The organism is Thermophilibacter mediterraneus (assembly GCF_900119385.1).
GTDB lineage: Bacteria > Actinomycetota > Coriobacteriia > Coriobacteriales > Atopobiaceae > Thermophilibacter > Thermophilibacter mediterraneus.
On sequence record NZ_FPKO01000007.1, the window covers coordinates 221,382 to 236,845 of the forward strand.

The following is a 15,464-nucleotide window of genomic DNA, read 5'->3' on the forward strand; positions in this document are numbered from 1 at the left end:
GTGACCCATGTACCTATCACGAGTTACCCTTGACCTGGAGCGTCTCGATGCGGTGATGTTCGCAAGCTCGCCCTACAAGGTTCACGCGGCCGTCGAGCGTGCGTTTGCCCCGGACACCCCGCGCGAGACGGCGGGGGGAAGGATTCTCTGGCGCCTGGACGAGGTTCCCGGGAGCGCGAGCGAGGCATGGCTCTACATCGTGAGCCCGGGCCGTCCCGACCTCACCCACATATGTGTGCAAGCCGGCGACGCCTCCGACCTCTCGTGGGTCACGAAGGACTATGATCCCGTCCTCAAGTGCGTTGCCGCCGGTCAGCTTTGGCAGTTCCGGCTCAAGGCAAACCCCGTGCGCAAGGCTGCGGTGGACAAGGGCCGCCGACAGCGCGAGGGCATCGTGGGCTCGATCCAAGGCCACGTGACGGAAGCGCAGCAGCGCTCCTGGCTTCTCTGTCGAGCAGAGGCGAGCGGATTTCGCATCGCCAGGACGGAGGAGGGGTTCGAGCGCCTGGCAGTGTCGAATCGCAGGGTCGAGCGCTTCAGGCGGCACGACGAAACGGTGACGCTTACGACGGCGCAGTACGATGGCATCCTCGAGGTCACAGATGCCGACGCGTTCAGGCACGCGCTCGGCTTTGGCATGGGGCGCGCCCGCGGCTTTGGCTGCGGCCTTCTGACCATCGCTCCCGCGCGGGGTGCGGACGATGTGTGACGGTCAGGGCGGCGTCCCGGCAGCCGGAGGAACCTTCGGGGGCGGGACGACGCCGGGCGCCGTCCCGCCCGTCCTGGCGGACCTCGTCCGCGCCGACGAGCGCATCTCGTTCGCGTACTTCGAACACTGCGTGGTGAACCAGGCCGAGAACGCCATCACCATCACGGATGACGAGGGGACCATTCGCATTCCCGTTGCCACGCTGGGCACGCTCATGCTGGGACCGGGGACGACTATCTCCCACAAGGCGATGGCGACGATAGGAGAGAACGGCGCCAGTGTCATCTGGGTGGGGGAGCGCGGCGTGAGGATGTACGCATCCGGGAGGCCGCTCACACACTCAAGCCGCCTGCTCATGCGACAAGCGCGGCTCGTCTCCAACACGAGGATGCGCCTGGCAGTCGCGCGGCAGATGTACCAGATGCGCTTTCCCGGAGAGGATGTGAGTTCTCTCACGATGCAGCAGCTTCGCGGTCGTGAGGGGGCGCGCATTCGTAGGGCGTATCGCCACTGGTCCCGCGAGACCGGAGTCGAGTGGGGTCGTCGCGAGTTCGACCCCGAGGATTTCGATGCAGGGTCTGAGATCAACAAGGCGCTCTCGGCTGCGCACGTGTGTCTCTACGGAGTGACCCATGCTGTAATCGCCGCCCTGGGCTGCTCACCGGGCCTTGGGTTCGTGCACACCGGCCACGAGCGCTCGTTCGTGTACGACATCGCCGATCTGTACAAGGCGGAGCTCTCGATTCCCGTGGCGTTTCGGACGGCGGCAGAGGGCCCCGATGACGTGGGCTCTGCAACACGTAAGAACATGCGCGACGCCCTCTACGACCTCTCCATCATGAAGCGGCTGGTCACGGACATCACTGCGCTACTTTCCACGGATGGGGACGAGGCCACCGAGGACGAGCTTGCTGACAGCCTCATGCTCTGGGATGAGAAGGACGGTGAGGTCGCGGCGGGGCGGCAATACGGCGACTAGGAGGAGTGGTGTCCGATGGTGGTCATGGTGCTGACGGCGTGCCCTCCGGGGGCGAGGGGCGACCTCACTCGCTGGTTGCTTGAGATAGCACCCGGCGTGTTTGTGGGACGGCTCTCCGCCCGCGTGCGCGACCAACTCTGGAAGCGCGTGTGCTCGTTTGTGAGGGCGGGCCGTGCGATCATGGTCTATAGCGCGCGTAACGAACAGCACCTCGAGTTCGAGGTGTTCCAGCCTGACTGGACTCCCGTGGACTGTGAGGGGCTGAGGCTCATCAAGCGACCAATGGGGACTGAAGACGCCACGCTGACAGGTGCGCTTCCCTCAGGATGGAGTAGTGCCTCGAAGCATCGGAAGGCACACAAGTTCCGCTCTCGTGGGTGACCGATGGTGGGGTCACTGGTTCTCGTGCTGGATAAAGTGAAAGAAACGACGCGCTCGTCTTGCTAGAATAGCTGGTGAAGAAGTGTGCTCCCCGCAGACGCGGGGATGATCCCCGGTTCGGACCTTGTGTCGCTCGATAGCTGGGGTGCTCCCCGCAGACGCGGGGATGATCCTAGTATGTCGTACGTCTTGGTCTCCGCGTCCGGGTGCTCCCCGCAGACGCGGGGATGATCCTGTGCCGAAGGCTAACTCTCTAGCTGAGGTGGAGTGCTCCCCGCAGACGCGGGGATGATCCCGGTGAGCGCTACCCGGTCGGCTCCCTGGCCTCGTGCTCCCCGCAGACGCGGGGATGATCCCGACTTTCCGGCGCTCTCGCCGAGGGACTCTCCGTGCTCCCCGCAGACGCGGGGATGATCCTGGCTGAGAAACTGCCGACTGACACCGAGCGCCGTGCTCCCCGCAGACGCGGGGATGATCCCTGGTGAACGCGCTCGCGTATGAGCATGTGTGCGTGCTCCCCGCAGACGCGGGGATGATCCCACCTCCGCCGCCTCCTCGAGCGGCTTGAGCGCGTGCTCCCCGCAGACGCGGGGATGATCCCGGCTGAGCCGAACGGGGCGCTGCGATCAATCCGTGCTCCCCGCAGACGCGGGGATGATCCCTGCAAGGGCGCGCATCGCGCGTGCAACCAATGGTGCTCCCCGCAGACGCGGGGATGATCCCTGCCACACGACCTTGACGAACTTGTCGTTGACGTGCTCCCCGCAGACGCGGGGATGATCCCCCGTCGAGCGCCGAGGCCATCACGCAGGCCAAGTGCTCCCCGCAGACGCGGGGATGATCCCTCCGCCGAAATCTCCGTGCGCAGGGCCTCTCGGTGCTCCCCGCAGACGCGGGGATGATCCCGCCCTCGACGGCGACGAGTACGGCAAGTACTAGTGCTCCCCGCAGACGCGGGGATGATCCCGACAGCAAGGTCTACACCGACGGCGTTGGCACGTGCTCCCCGCAGACGCGGGGATGATCCCTCGGGTACCGGGAGCTTCACGGCGGGCCCGGAGTGCTCCCCGCAGACGCGGGGATGATCCCGTACGCCGTCTTTGGGTCGAGGACGTCGACCAGTGCTCCCCGCAGACGCGGGGATGATCCCTTGTCGTTGACGTGGAACGTGGGGTTGGTGACGTGCTCCCCGCAGACGCGGGGATGATCCCTGGGACGAGAACGTGGACAACTACTTGGCTGGGTGCTCCCCGCAGACGCGGGGATGATCCTGAAGCTTGCCGTCTGAGCTGGAGTGATAGTTGGTGCTCCCCGCAGACGCGGGGATGATCCCCCCGACCGGCGGAAAGGCGCCGTGGGCGGTGTGTGCTCCCCGCAGACGCGGGGATGATCCCGAAGTCGAAGACGATGGTCCAGAGCGTCTGGTGTGCTCCCCGCAGACGCGGGGATGATCCCGAGCCGGAGCCGCCCGAGCCGACGCCGACAGGGTGCTCCCCGCAGACGCGGGGATGATCCCGCTCGGCTGTGCAGCCTGCGCGCCCTCGCCCTGTGCTCCCCGCAGACGCGGGGATGATCCCGCCAACGGCATCGTCATGTCCCCGCAGGGCAAGTGCTCCCCGCAGACGCGGGGATGATCCCGACCGACCGCGAGACGTGCTCCGTCTACCGTCGTGCTCCCCGCAGACGCGGGGATGATCCTGTCGCCCATGTCCCTCGCGCCGTGGAGCGCGCGTGCTCCCCGCAGACGCGGGGATGATCCTCCGCGAGGTTTCCGCCGACCGTGGCCGTCGTGGTGCTCCCCGCAGACGCGGGGATGATCCCAGCGGAGACGTCGAGACCTACTACCGCATCGTGTGCTCCCCGCAGACGCGGGGATGATCCCTCCGCGCCCTCGGCCCACTCGGTCGTGAACCCGTGCTCCCCGCAGACGCGGGGATGATCCCAAGACTACTGTCCTCGCTGCTACTGCTATTGCGTGCTCCCCGCAGACGCGGGGATGATCCCGGTGAGGACACCATCGTCATCTCGGGCTTCTTGTGCTCCCCGCAGACGCGGGGATGATCCTCCGCCGACGGCGGAAGCGCCCGACCCTGCGTAGTGCTCCCCGCAGACGCGGGGATGATCCCACCATGGAGCTGAAGCGCCTCGACTCCATGGAGTGCTCCCCGCAGACGCGGGGATGATCCCAACCTTATGACGGGCGAGATCGTGAGGGTCGAGTGCTCCCCGCAGACGCGGGGATGATCCCTACTACGCAGCCTGGAATAATGGCACGATCAAGTGCTCCCCGCAGACGCGGGGATGATCCCTGGACGGCGTAGATGTCCGTCTTGCCTGCGACGTGCTCCCCGCAGACGCGGGGATGATCCCGTGCTGGCGGAGGCGGAGCGGCACATGAACGCGTGCTCCCCGCAGACGCGGGGATGATCCCCGACAAATCCATAATTCAGCTTGCGGTCGGCGGTGCTCCCCGCAGACGCGGGGATGATCCCTTGAGCTAACTTTCATTGTTAACCTAGGTTAAGTGCTCCCCGCAGACGCGGGGATGATCCCGAGAGCAGCCTCACCGACGCCTCCCCTATGTTGTGCTCCCCGCAGACGCGGGGATGATCCCACGATCTACAACTCGGGCGACGTCGAGACCTAGTGCTCCCCGCAGACGCGGGGATGATCCCGTGTGGCGGGGGTTGAAGAACGAGAGCGCCTCGTGCTCCCCGCAGACGCGGGGATGATCCCTAAACCCGGCAAGCCGGGGGACGTAAAGACTTGTGCTCCCCGCAGACGCGGGGATGATCCCGACGCGCGCCGTGAATTTGTAGGAATTGTGAAGTGCTCCCCGCAGACGCGGGGATGATCCCGTCATCAGCTACGACGAGACCTACGTCGACGCGTGCTCCCCGCAGACGCGGGGATGATCCCAGGTGGCATAACGCCATAAACCACAACGTAAAGTGCTCCCCGCAGACGCGGGGATGATCCCACAGCTTCGAGGCGCATCTCACCTACATGGGGGTGCTCCCCGCAGACGCGGGGATGATCCCAGGAGCAGCTGCTCGGCATGGCCGCCGCCGCGGTGCTCCCCGCAGACGCGGGGATGATCCCGTCGTGTGCGGCGCTGTGAGGCGATATAAGGCGTGCTCCCCGCAGACGCGGGGATGATCCCATGGCAAACGTCGATGACGAGTGCGACGGCGAGTGCTCCCCGCAGACGCGGGGATGATCCCAGGGGCTGCTGGGTCAGCGCCAAGTCCCTGCTGTGCTCCCCGCAGACGCGGGGATAATCCGACCTCGAGCTGGTATTTCGAGCATACCCCGAGGTGCTCCCCGCAGACGCGGGGATGATCCCTGGGAGAACGCGCCGGTAAGGGACGTGGTGAGAGTGCTCCCCGCAGACGCGGGGATGATCCCACCGTCCAGTCCAGCGTCCGGGACGTCATCGAGTGCTCCCCGCAGACGCGGGGATGATCCCTCGTACATGTCGTACAACAAGAACGCTGTTGAGTGCTCCCCGCAGACGCGGGGATGATCCCGCCACGGTGACGCTGCCCGAGATCTCCTTCACGTGCTCCCCGCAGACGCGGGGATGATCCCGCCATACAGCTCTGCTCGCGAGACTCCAACTTGTGCTCCCCGCAGACGCGGGGATGATCCCTGCCCGAAGGACACGATGGAGCTGAAGCGCCTGTGCTCCCCGCAGACGCGGGGATGATCCCTGCACCGCGTAGATGTCCGTCTTGCCTGCGACGTGCTCCCCGCAGACGCGGGGATGATCCCAGGGGCTGCTGGGTCAGCGCCAAGTCCCTGCTGTGCTCCCCGCAGACGCGGGGATAATCCGACCTCGAGCTGGTATTTCGAGCATACCCCGAGGTGCTCCCCGCAGACGCGGGGATGATCCCAAGGTGCTCCGTGCGTGCGAGCGCGTGGACGAGTGCTCCCCGCAGACGCGGGGATGATCCACTAACGAAAACACAAAACGCCACCATTTATCAGTGCTCCCCGCAGACGCGGGGATGATCCACTAACGAAAACACAAAACGCCACCATTTATCAGTGCTCCCCGCAGACGCGGGGATGATCCTCACCCCACCGAGTAGCCCACCACCAAGGCGTGCTCCCCGCAGACGCGGGGATGATCCCTACGGACGTCGGCAGACCCGATACCCCAACGTGTGCTCCCCGCAGACGCGGGGATGATCCCGCGGGCGCCATCCGCTACCCGGCTTGGTGTCCGTGCTCCCCGCAGACGCGGGGATGATCCCTCGGCGCGTCGCTCATCGCGTCTACCCAATGGGTGCTCCCCGCAGACGCGGGGATGATCCCTTTTAGTCCGTGACGGCGCGGAAATTAGGTCAGTGCTCCCCGCAGACGCGGGGATGATCCCGAGACCCGTTGCAAGCCGCCGCTCGGGATGGCGTGCTCCCCGCAGACGCGGGGATGATCCCCAACAAGCCATCTACCTGCAGAAATGCACCAGGTGCTCCCCGCAGACGCGGGGATGATCCTTGCATATGGGATAGGTCGCGCGCACGCTAGGCGTGCTCCCCGCAGACGCGGGGATGATCCCTGCCCCAAGAACACGATGGAGCTGAAGCGCCTGTGCTCCCCGCAGACGCGGGGATGATCCCGACATCATCTCGTGGTTCCAGCAGCTTCCCGGGTGCTCCCCGCAGACGCGGGGATGATCCCGTTCAAAGTCCCATATGCACGTACTTTGACAAGTGCTCCCCGCAGACGCGGGGATGATCCTGCTCGAGGTTGCGGGCGTCGGTCTCGTTCTGTGTGCTCCCCGCAGACGCGGGGATGATCCCTAAACTCGGCTTGTCGGGGGACGTAAAGACTTGTGCTCCCCGCAGACGCGGGGATGATCCCGCGCATGTGTGGCAGATGTCTGGCAGGTCTTGGTGCTCCCCGCAGACGCGGGGATGATCCCGGCGTGTGGGCAGCGAAGTCCGCGAGCTCGGAGTGCTCCCCGCAGACGCGGGGATGATCCCAGCGGCGTCGCGCTCGAAACGTTCGCCGGAATGTGCTCCCCGCAGACGCGGGGATGATCCCGCCCGCCCAAAACGCCGCGCACACTACACCGTGTGCTCCCCGCAGACGCGGGGATGATCCCTTGAGAGACGTGGGGGTCGCGCCCCATAGTAGGTGCTCCCCGCAGACGCGGGGATGATCCTGCGGGCGCCATCCGCTACCCGCTGGGGTGCCCGTGCTCCCCGCAGACGCGGGGATGATCCCGGCTGCGTGAGGGCGTCGGTGAGGTTGGACATGTGCTCCCCGCAGACGCGGGGATGATCCCCAGAGGCCAAGACGGCGGCGATGGGCGAGCAAGTGCTCCCCGCAGACGCGGGGATGATCCCACCTCCGTCGCCGGAAAGACGGACATCTACGCGTGCTCCCCGCAGACGCGGGGATGATCCCGCGCCGACGAGCAGTGTGCCGATGACCCCCGCTTGCTCCCCGCAGACGCGGGGATGATCCTGACGAGCCGTCGGTGAGGACGTTCGCCGAGGTGTGCTCCCCGCAGACGCGGGGATGATCCCGGCTGCGCGTCCTGGTGCCTCGTCCCCAGCTCGTGCTCCCCGCAGACGCGGGGATGATCCCTAAACCGGGCTTGTCCGGGGACGTAAACGCTCGTGCTCCCCGCAGACGTGGGGATGATCCCACAGTCAACGCGTCGTGGTCGTTGGCGCTGAGGTGCTCCCCGCAGACGCGGGGATGATCCCTACGACATGCTGGACAACCTGAAGCTGGGGTAGTGCTCCCCGCAGACGCGGGGATGATCCCCGCGACCGCCCCGCGCGGATACACTCCCGAGGGTGCTCCCCGCAGACGCGGGGATGATCCCTAAACCGGGCTTGCCCGGGGACGTAAAAGCCTGTGCTCCCCGCAGACGCGAGGATGATCCCGTCGTGGTGGTCTGCCACAGCCTCATGCGCAAGTGCTCCCCGCAGACGCGGGGATGATCCCCCCTGCAACCTCTCACACTCGCGCGGCGTCAGGTGCTCCCCGCGGACGCGGGGATGATCCCGCCCGCGTCGTAGTCGAGCGGGTCGACGCCGTGTGCTCCCCGCAGACGCGGGGATGATCCCGTAGAGCGCGAGCGCGGACTTGCCTCCGCCGGGTGCTCCCCGCAGACGCTGGGATGATCCCGGATGCATCGCGACTCATGGCACTATCTCGCCGTGCTCCCCGCAGACGCGGGGATGATCCCGTGCCGTGCGAGCGTCGAGAGCGCATCGTCAGGTGCTCCCCGCAGACGCGGGGATGATCCCCCGCGCAAGGCCAACGTCAGCGTCGTCAACGGGTGCTCCCCGCAGGCGCGGGGATGATCCCGGGTCGCCCTGCTGGTAGACGTGACCGACCTGGTGCTCCCCGCAGACGCGGGGATGATTCCCTCGGCTGCAGCTCTGAGGATGCCTCTGCGGCGTGCTCCCCGCAGTCGCGGGGATGATTTCCGGGAAAGGCTGTCCGCACGGCTTCCGAAGACGACATCAAGTCGGGCGTGCCGGACATCGAGTGGATCATGGAGACGCTAATCGCGCTGACCGACAAGGTGGAGCCCGAGCACGTGGCTTGGCGCTACGACCCGGTGCTGCTCACGCCCGTCTACACAATCGAGCGCCACCGCGTGACTTTCTCGCGCATGGCGGATGTCCTCGTGCTGTACGTGGGCCGCCGCATCTTCTCGTTCGTGGAGACATGTACAAGAATCTGCGCCTCAACATGTCCGAGCTCGCGCCGCTCGCAGTGGGGGACATGAACACGCTTGTGCGGATGCTCGGCGAGATGGTGGTTCATTGCCTGTGGCTCCAGGCGTGCGGCGCCAACGGGTGTTCCAGCTCCTACGGCATCCGCCCGAGCGGTTGCCTCGCGCTTGACGTCTTGGTGCGCGCCGACGACGCGGAGTTCCATCTGCTCGGGCATCACTGCATGCATACGGGCTGCCATTGTTTCGAGGCAAGCGACATCGACACCAAAGACACCTGACCCAACGGCTGCCGCTACTGCCGCGCCGGCAAGGACTACCGCTCCGCTGCCGTACGCCTGCCGCTCGGGCCGTTCACGCGCCCATCGCCGGCGTCGAGAAAGAATTGCGAGCAAGCGGGTACCATATGAATAGTGCGCGGCGCAGAGGGCGCCGTGATCGGGAGAGAGGACCCACCATGGCCGAGGTCAAGTTCTATCGCTGCAACCACTGCGGCAACATCGTCGCCGTCGTCAAGGACGCGGGCGTCACTCCGAGCTGCTGCGGCGAGCCCATGGAGCTGCTCGTCGCAGGCTCCACCGACGCCGCCACCGAGAAGCACGTGCCCGTCGTCACCAAGGACGGCAACCACATCGTCGTCACCGTGGGCGAGGTCGCCCACCCCATGCTCGAGGAGCACTACATCGAGTGGATCGCGCTCGTCACGGACGGCAAGCTCTGCCTCAAGCACCTCAAGCCGGGCGACGAGCCCAGCACCAAGTTCGGCGCGTGCTGCTCCGAGGGCGGCACCGTCTACGCCTACTGCAACCTGCACGGCCTCTGGAAGGCCGAGGTCGGCGCCTAGCCTCGCGACGACGCGACTCCCGGGCGGGGCCCGCTTCGGCGGCGCCCCGCCCGTCTTTGTGTCGCGGATGGGCGAGGCGTGACGTGTGGCACAATTGAGCCAGGTGACGAGCTGCGGGGGAGGACGCATGAGGATAGCGATTGCCCAGATGAGCACGAGCGCGGGCGACTTCGAGGGGACGTCCCGGCGCATGGCGGAGCTCTCGGAGAGCGCGGCGAAGAAGGGCGTCGACCTGCTCGTCTTCCCCGCGCCGGCGCTGTGCGGAATCACGCCGGTCCCCTACGTCGACCGAGAGGGGTTCCTGCTCGACCTGGCGGAGTGCCTGCTCGACCTCGTCGACAGGCTTGCCTGCCCGTGCCTCGTTCCCGTGCTGACCGAGGTCGACGGCGTGCCGTTGCCCGAGGCCATGCTCATCGCGGACGGGTCCATCGTCCCCGTGCGCCTCACCGCGTACCTCGAGGCCGTCGCCGCCTCCGACGGCGCGGAGCGCCCCGAGTCCCAGCCGCTTCCCGAGATGGAGTTCGCCGGGGCGCGCCTGGGCGTGGCCTTCACCTACGACGACCTCGACGACTACGACGAGTACCAGTACGACGTCGACGTGATCGTCTTTCTCTCCGGGTACGGGTTCGCGACCGATGACGTCTCGAGCGCCATGGGCAGCTCGCTCACGGAGGGGCGCTTCCTCGGCGACGCCGAGGCGACGGGCGCCTGGATCGTGGGGGCGTCCGCCGTCGGCAGCTACGACGCGCAAGTCTTCTGCGGGTCGAGCTTCGTCCTGGCGCCGTGGGGGGAGCTCGCCGCGCAGGCGCCGAGCTTCGAGGAGGACCTGCTTGTCTGCGACGTCGACGCGTCCGCCGAGGGTCCCCTGAGCGACCCGCTCACCCCCGAGGTCTTCGACGCGCCGCTCATGACCTGGGGCGCGCTCACCCGCGGCCTCGCGGACGCCTGCAGCCTCATGGGAAGCGACGAGGCGTGCCTCGTGGTGGACGGGACGCTGGGCTCCTCGCTCGTGGCCGCCCTCGCCACCGATGCGCTCGGCCCCACGCGCGTTCGCGCGCTCGTGGCCTCGTCCGGGGACGACGCTGCCGACGGGGTCTCGGAGCGGCTCGTGCGCGCGTTGAGGATCCCCGGGGACCGCGTCGAGCGCCTGGACCTCTCGGGCGAGAAGGACCACGATGCCGCGCTCGACCTCGCGCAGGCCCGGCTCGCCGCCCTCGCCCGCCGCACCGGTGCCGTTGCCCTGGGGTCCTCGGACAAGACGGGGCTCGCCCTCGGCCCCGTGCGCCCCCTCAGCGCCGCGCGCGTGAGCCCGCTCGCCGACCTCTACCGGTCCGACGTCGTCGCGCTCGCGCACCTGCGCAACACGATCTCGCCCGCCATCCCCGCCGCCGCGTTCTCGTCCCTGGGCGTGCCGGAGGTGCCCGGTCTCGAGTCCATGCCGTCCGACGAGGTGCGCCTCGAGTTCGTCGACCTCGTGCTCTCGAGCTACCTGGAGTGGGAGCTCCCGGTCTCCGACATCGTGGCGGAGCGCGGGCGCGAGGAGGCGGTCTGCGCGATCGTCGGGCGCCTTCGCGCGCTCGAGCCGGTTCGCGCGCGCCCGGGCCTCGCCATCTCCGTCACCTCCAAGACGCTCGTCGAGGCGACCGGCCCGCTCGGCCTCGCCTGGGCCGACCGCGTCCGCGCCGACGAGGAGCGCTCCCGCGTCGAGGAGGCGGCGCGCGCTCTCTCGGTCGGGGAGGACGAGCCCGCCCGCACGGAGGGGCCCGCGCGGGGCGACGGCGCGCCGCACGACCGTGACGTGCGCGACCTCCTGGGGTATCTCAGGGACTTCTCGCAGGGAGGGGGCTTCACGCCGTCCGGCCCGCAGGCGGGCGAGGGAGGCGGGCGCCACGGCTCGCAGGGCGGCTCCCCGCAGCCCCTCTGGGAGGGGCCCTTCTCGGAGAACTGAGCCTTGCCGGCGCCTCCCCGTGTGCTATGATAGAACGAACGTTCTAATTCTTGCGGACGCCGGGAGGGGGCGCATGGTCATCCTCGGCATAGACCCCGGGCTCGCCCACACGGGCTGGGGTGTGGTGGAGACGCGGGGGCCCATGTGCCGCGCCCGCGCGTACGGCTGCGTCACCACCACCGCGGCGGAGCCCATCGACCTGCGCCTCGGCCGCATCTATCGGGAGCTCAGGGAGGTCATCGATCGCTACGGCCCCACGGAGCTCGCCATAGAGAGCATCTACTTCGGGGAGAACACCAAGTCCGCCATCGCCACCGCGCAGGCCCGGGGGGCGGCCATCGTCGCCTGCTCGACGGCGGGGCTCTCGGTGGGGGAGTACACCCCCATGCAGATCAAGCAGGCGGTCGTTGGCACCGGTGCGGCCGACAAGCGGCAGGTCATGTACATGGTTCGCACCATCCTGGGGCTTGACCACGAGCCCCGGCCAGACCACGCCGCAGACGCGCTCGCCGCCGCGGTCTGCCACGCCAACGTCACCAGAACCACGAGCCTCGGGGAGGCAAGGAGGGTCCTCACGTGATAGTCCAGCTTACCGGCACGCTCCTCGAGGTGCTGCCCACCCACATCGTCCTCGACGTCGGAGGCGTCGGCTTCGAGCTCGGCGTCTCGTCCACCACCGCGGCGTCGCTGCCCCACGTGGGGGAGTCGGGCGTCACCGTGCTCGCCCGCATGGTCGTGCGCGACGGCTCCATGGAGCTCTACGGCTTCGCTTCGCGCGAGGAGCGTGCGCTGTTCGACCAGCTCCGCGCCATCTCGGGCGTGGGCTCCAAGCTCGCGCTCGCGGTGCTCTCGACCTTCTCTCCCGCCACGCTCGCCCAGGTGGTGACCACACAGGACGCCGCGCGCATGGCGCAGGTGCCCGGCGTGGGCCGCAAGAAGGCGAGCCGCCTCATCGTGGAGCTCTCCGACGTGTTCTCCAAGAGCGCCGAGCTGAGGGGCCTCGTGGGGCTCTCGGAGCCAGGCGCCGCCTCGCTGCCGCTGTCGCCCTCGGCCGTCGGGGCGGGCGTGGAGGCGGACGCCACCGAGGCACTGCTCTCCATGGGCTTCACCTCCCAGGAGGCCGAGCTGGCGCTCGAGGGCCACGCCGAGGCGGGCGCCGTCACGGTCGAGCAGGTGCTCGCGTACGCCCTGCGGAGGCTGGGGAGTGGTAGATGATGTGGGAGGCGAGCGAGAAGGATCTGTTCGCCGGAGCCACCGCCCCGCGGCCCTCCGGGCCGCGCGAGGTCTCGGGCGAGCTCACCGCCGACGACCTCGACCAGGACCGGACCCTGCGGCCCCGGGCGCTTGACGAGTACATCGGGCAGGAGCGCGTCCGCGAGAACCTGCGCGTGCTCATCCAGGCGGCGCGCGATCGCGGGGAGGCGCTCGACCACGTGATCTTCTCGGGCCCCCCGGGACTCGGCAAGACCACGCTCGCCGGGATCGTGGCAAACGAGATGGGCGCCAAGATGCACACCACCTCGGGCCCCGCGATCGAGCGCGCGGGCGACCTCGCCGCCATCCTCACCAACCTCGAGGCCGGGGACGTCTTGTTCGTCGACGAGATACATCGCCTCAACCACCAGATCGAGGAGATCCTCTACCCCGCGATGGAGGACTTCTTCCTCGACATCGTGATCGGGAAGGGGCCCGCGGCTCGCTCCATCAGGATCGACGTGCCGCGCTTCACCCTCGTGGGCGCGACCACGCGCACGGGGCTGCTCACCGGGCCGCTTCGCGACCGCTTCGGCATCTCGTACCGTCTCGACTACTACACCACCTCGGAGCTCGCGGTCATCGTGACCCGCTCCGCCAAGATCCTGGGCGTGCAGATCGACCAGCAGGGGGCCGAGGAGATCGCCTCGCGCTCGCGCGGGACGCCGCGCCTCGCCAACCGCCTGCTCAAGCGCGTGCGCGACTACGCCCAGGTCAAGCGCGAGGGCAAGATCACCTGGGAGGTGGCGGCAGAGGCGCTCGAGTTCTTCGAGATCGACGCCATGGGCCTCGACACCATGGACGTGCGCATCCTGACGGCGCTGTGCAGCACGTTCTGCGGCCGCCCCGTGGGGCTCACCACGGTGGCGAGCGCGGTCTCCGAGGACCCGTCGACGCTCGAGGACGTCTATGAGCCGTACCTGCTGCAGCGCGGCCTCATCGTGCGCACGCCCCAGGGCCGCCAGGCGACGCTCGCCGCCTTCGACCACCTGGGGATCGAGCCCCCGTCGCGCTAGGGCCGCGCTCGTCGCGGTGCCTCTCGCCCCGCGACGGCGGCAAGACGGCTATCATTGACGTGTCCATCTGGCGCCCGACGGGCGCGCCCGACCACAGGGAGGTCACTCGTGAGCGAGTTCGCCAAGGCCACCAACGTCTTCGTCAACCAGAGCAAGAACTCCCGTGAGGACCTGCTCAGCCTCATCGCGGAGAAGGCCGTCGAGCTTGGCGTCGCAACCAACGCCGAGATGCTCTATGACGACTTCGTCGCGCGCGAGGAGTTGGGCGAGACCGGCATGACCGACGGCTTCGCCGTGCCGCATGCCAAGTCGTCCGCCGTCACCGAGGCCTCGGTGATCGTCGTCAAGAACGACCACCCCGTCTCCTGGCCGAGCTTTGACGACAAGCCGGTGGACATCGCCATCGCGCTGCTCGTTCCGAGCGGCGAGGCGGGCACTACCCACATCAAGCTCCTGTCCAAGACCGCGGTCCTGCTCATGAAGGACGACTTCAAGAACCTCCTGCGCGGCTCCGACGACCCGCAGGCAATCGCCGACGCCATCAACGCCGGCATCGAGGACTAGGGACGACCGCGCCCCCGGCTCGCCGGGGGCCACGAGCGAGGAGGGATCGCATGTTCAGGCAGGAGACCGACAGTCGCGTCGCGGTACTCATTGCTCCGGGCCTCGAGGAGATCGAGGGGCTCACGGTCGTGGACCTGCTGTTCCGTGCCGGCATCCCCTGCGACACCGTGGCCATCACGCCGGATCGGGAGGTCACCTCCTCCCACGAGGTGACCATCGTCTGCAAGCGCTCCATCGCCGACGAGGGCTTCTCCTTCGCGGACTACGACATGCTGGTGCTGCCCGGCGGGATTCCCGGGACCCCCAACCTGCGTGCCTGCGAGCCGCTCTGCTCCGAGGTATCGGCGCGCGTCGCCGCGGGGCGTCCCGTTGCCGCCATCTGCGCCGCGCCGTCGATCCTCGCCGAGCTTGGCCTGCTCACGGGCCGTCGCGCCACGTCCAACCCGGGCTTCCAGCACGTGCTCGCCGAGCATGGCGCAGAGCTGCTGCCCGACGAGCCGGTCGTGGTCGACGGCAACGTCATCACCAGCCAGGGGGCCGGCACCGCGATGCTCTTCGCGCTCGAGATCGTGCGCCACTATCTCGGCGACGACGCCGTCGAGCGCGTCAGGGCCGGGGTCGTGCTGTAGGGCTTCCCCTCGACCTTAGGTTCTTCTCGGCCCATCTCGAGTAGGATGGTTCACATGGAGAAGAACGGGCTCACATATCGTGACTACGCCGCCTTCGCGCGGCAGACGCCCCAGGAGATCGCGCGTGACTGCGAGGTGCAGGTCTTTCGTGCGACCGGCCCGGGTGGGCAGGGCGTGAACACCACCGACTCGGCGGTGAGGATGCGCCATGTGCCGACGGGCATCACCGTGGTGTCTCGCGAGTCGAGAAGCCAGCTCCAGAATCGTGAGCGCTGCGTCGAGAAGATCATCGAGCTGTGCCGCCGGCGGGCCCGCCCGCCTCGGCCCCGCAAGAAGACGCACGTGCCGGCGTCCCAGCGCAGGCGGCGCCTCGAGTCAAAGCGCGCCCGAGGCAAGGTCAAGCAGCTTCGCCGCCGCGTGGAGGGTGAGTAGGC

Annotated in this window: 12 protein-coding genes, 1 pseudogene and 1 CRISPR repeat array; all 13 genes and pseudogenes read left to right on the forward strand. The window is 68.2% G+C overall.

All coding sequences use genetic code 11. The annotated features are described in order from the left end of the window. The first annotated feature begins 7 nt into the window (after positions 1-7). Complete coding sequence (gene cas6e / locus BQ7106_RS00985) at positions 8-709, forward strand: type I-E CRISPR-associated protein Cas6/Cse3/CasE (protein ID WP_072369893.1); 702 nt, start codon at positions 8-10, stop codon at positions 707-709. Next, positions 702-1,688 carry a type I-E CRISPR-associated endonuclease Cas1e gene (cas1e, locus tag BQ7106_RS00990; protein WP_072369896.1) on the forward strand — a complete coding sequence of 329 codons (987 nt, stop codon included), beginning with the start codon at positions 702-704 and terminating at the stop codon, positions 1,686-1,688. Before cas6e ends, cas1e begins: the two co-directional genes overlap by 8 nt. Positions 1,689-1,712: 24 nt before the next feature. Next, positions 1,713-2,069: a type I-E CRISPR-associated endoribonuclease Cas2e gene (gene cas2e / locus BQ7106_RS00995; protein ID WP_240307404.1), complete on the forward strand. Its 357-nt coding sequence runs from the start codon at positions 1,713-1,715 to the stop codon at positions 2,067-2,069. 84 nt (positions 2,070-2,153) lie between these two features. Beyond that, positions 2,154-8,524: a CRISPR direct-repeat array (repeat unit 29 nt; unit sequence GTGCTCCCCGCAGACGCGGGGATGATCCC). Positions 8,525-8,592: 68 nt separating this feature from the next. Next, positions 8,593-8,829 (forward strand): DUF1848 family protein, encoded by a 237-nt coding sequence (locus tag BQ7106_RS01000; RefSeq protein ID WP_240307392.1) that lies wholly within the window; start codon positions 8,593-8,595, stop codon positions 8,827-8,829. Beyond that, complete coding sequence (locus tag BQ7106_RS01005) at positions 8,769-9,056, forward strand: hypothetical protein (RefSeq protein ID WP_129583753.1); 288 nt, start codon at positions 8,769-8,771, stop codon at positions 9,054-9,056. The genes BQ7106_RS01000 and BQ7106_RS01005 overlap by 61 nt, the downstream gene beginning before the upstream one ends. 176 nt (positions 9,057-9,232) lie before the next feature. Then, entirely contained in the window at positions 9,233-9,619 is a 387-nt protein-coding gene (locus BQ7106_RS01010) for a desulfoferrodoxin (RefSeq protein ID WP_072369905.1), read from the forward strand. A gap of 127 nt (positions 9,620-9,746) precedes the next feature. Then, positions 9,747-11,567, forward strand: a complete 1,821-nt coding sequence (locus BQ7106_RS01015; RefSeq protein WP_072369908.1) for a nitrilase-related carbon-nitrogen hydrolase — start codon at positions 9,747-9,749, stop codon at positions 11,565-11,567. A gap of 73 nt (positions 11,568-11,640) precedes the next feature. Beyond that, positions 11,641-12,147 carry a crossover junction endodeoxyribonuclease RuvC gene (gene ruvC / locus BQ7106_RS01020; protein WP_072369911.1) on the forward strand — a complete coding sequence of 169 codons (507 nt, stop codon included), beginning with the start codon at positions 11,641-11,643 and terminating at the stop codon, positions 12,145-12,147. Beyond that, positions 12,144-12,782: a Holliday junction branch migration protein RuvA gene (gene ruvA / locus BQ7106_RS01025; RefSeq protein WP_072369914.1), complete on the forward strand. Its 639-nt coding sequence runs from the start codon at positions 12,144-12,146 to the stop codon at positions 12,780-12,782. The genes ruvC and ruvA overlap by 4 nt, the downstream gene beginning before the upstream one ends. Further along, positions 12,782-13,837, forward strand: coding sequence for a Holliday junction branch migration DNA helicase RuvB (gene ruvB, locus BQ7106_RS01030; protein ID WP_072369917.1), 1,056 nt, complete (start codon positions 12,782-12,784; stop codon positions 13,835-13,837). Before ruvA ends, ruvB begins: the two co-directional genes overlap by 1 nt. 108 nt (positions 13,838-13,945) lie before the next feature. Further along, complete coding sequence (locus BQ7106_RS01035) at positions 13,946-14,401, forward strand: PTS sugar transporter subunit IIA (RefSeq protein WP_072369920.1); 456 nt, start codon at positions 13,946-13,948, stop codon at positions 14,399-14,401. Positions 14,402-14,451: 50 nt separating this feature from the next. Continuing rightward, positions 14,452-15,030, forward strand: coding sequence for a DJ-1 family glyoxalase III (locus tag BQ7106_RS01040; protein ID WP_072369923.1), 579 nt, complete (start codon positions 14,452-14,454; stop codon positions 15,028-15,030). Positions 15,031-15,153: 123 nt separating this feature from the next. Beyond that, positions 15,154-15,462: pseudogene (locus BQ7106_RS01045) on the forward strand (peptide chain release factor-like protein); the annotation flags it as partial. Positions 15,463-15,464 lie beyond the last annotated feature (2 nt).

What these genes read in the sequence shown, in the direction of transcription:
- cas6e (WP_072369893.1), top strand. Translation starts at nt 8, where the DNA reads ATGTACCTATCACGAGTTACCCTTGACCTGGAGCGTCTCGATGCGGTG.
- cas1e (WP_072369896.1), top strand. Translation starts at nt 702, where the DNA reads ATGTGTGACGGTCAGGGCGGCGTCCCGGCAGCCGGAGGAACCTTCGGG.
- cas2e (WP_240307404.1), top strand. Translation starts at nt 1,713, where the DNA reads ATGGTGCTGACGGCGTGCCCTCCGGGGGCGAGGGGCGACCTCACTCGC.
- BQ7106_RS01000 (WP_240307392.1), top strand. Translation starts at nt 8,593, where the DNA reads ATGGAGACGCTAATCGCGCTGACCGACAAGGTGGAGCCCGAGCACGTG.
- BQ7106_RS01005 (WP_129583753.1), top strand. Translation starts at nt 8,769, where the DNA reads ATGTACAAGAATCTGCGCCTCAACATGTCCGAGCTCGCGCCGCTCGCA.
- BQ7106_RS01010 (WP_072369905.1), top strand. Translation starts at nt 9,233, where the DNA reads ATGGCCGAGGTCAAGTTCTATCGCTGCAACCACTGCGGCAACATCGTC.
- BQ7106_RS01015 (WP_072369908.1), top strand. Translation starts at nt 9,747, where the DNA reads ATGAGGATAGCGATTGCCCAGATGAGCACGAGCGCGGGCGACTTCGAG.
- ruvC (WP_072369911.1), top strand. Translation starts at nt 11,641, where the DNA reads ATGGTCATCCTCGGCATAGACCCCGGGCTCGCCCACACGGGCTGGGGT.
- ruvB (WP_072369917.1), top strand. Translation starts at nt 12,782, where the DNA reads ATGTGGGAGGCGAGCGAGAAGGATCTGTTCGCCGGAGCCACCGCCCCG.
- BQ7106_RS01040 (WP_072369923.1), top strand. Translation starts at nt 14,452, where the DNA reads ATGTTCAGGCAGGAGACCGACAGTCGCGTCGCGGTACTCATTGCTCCG.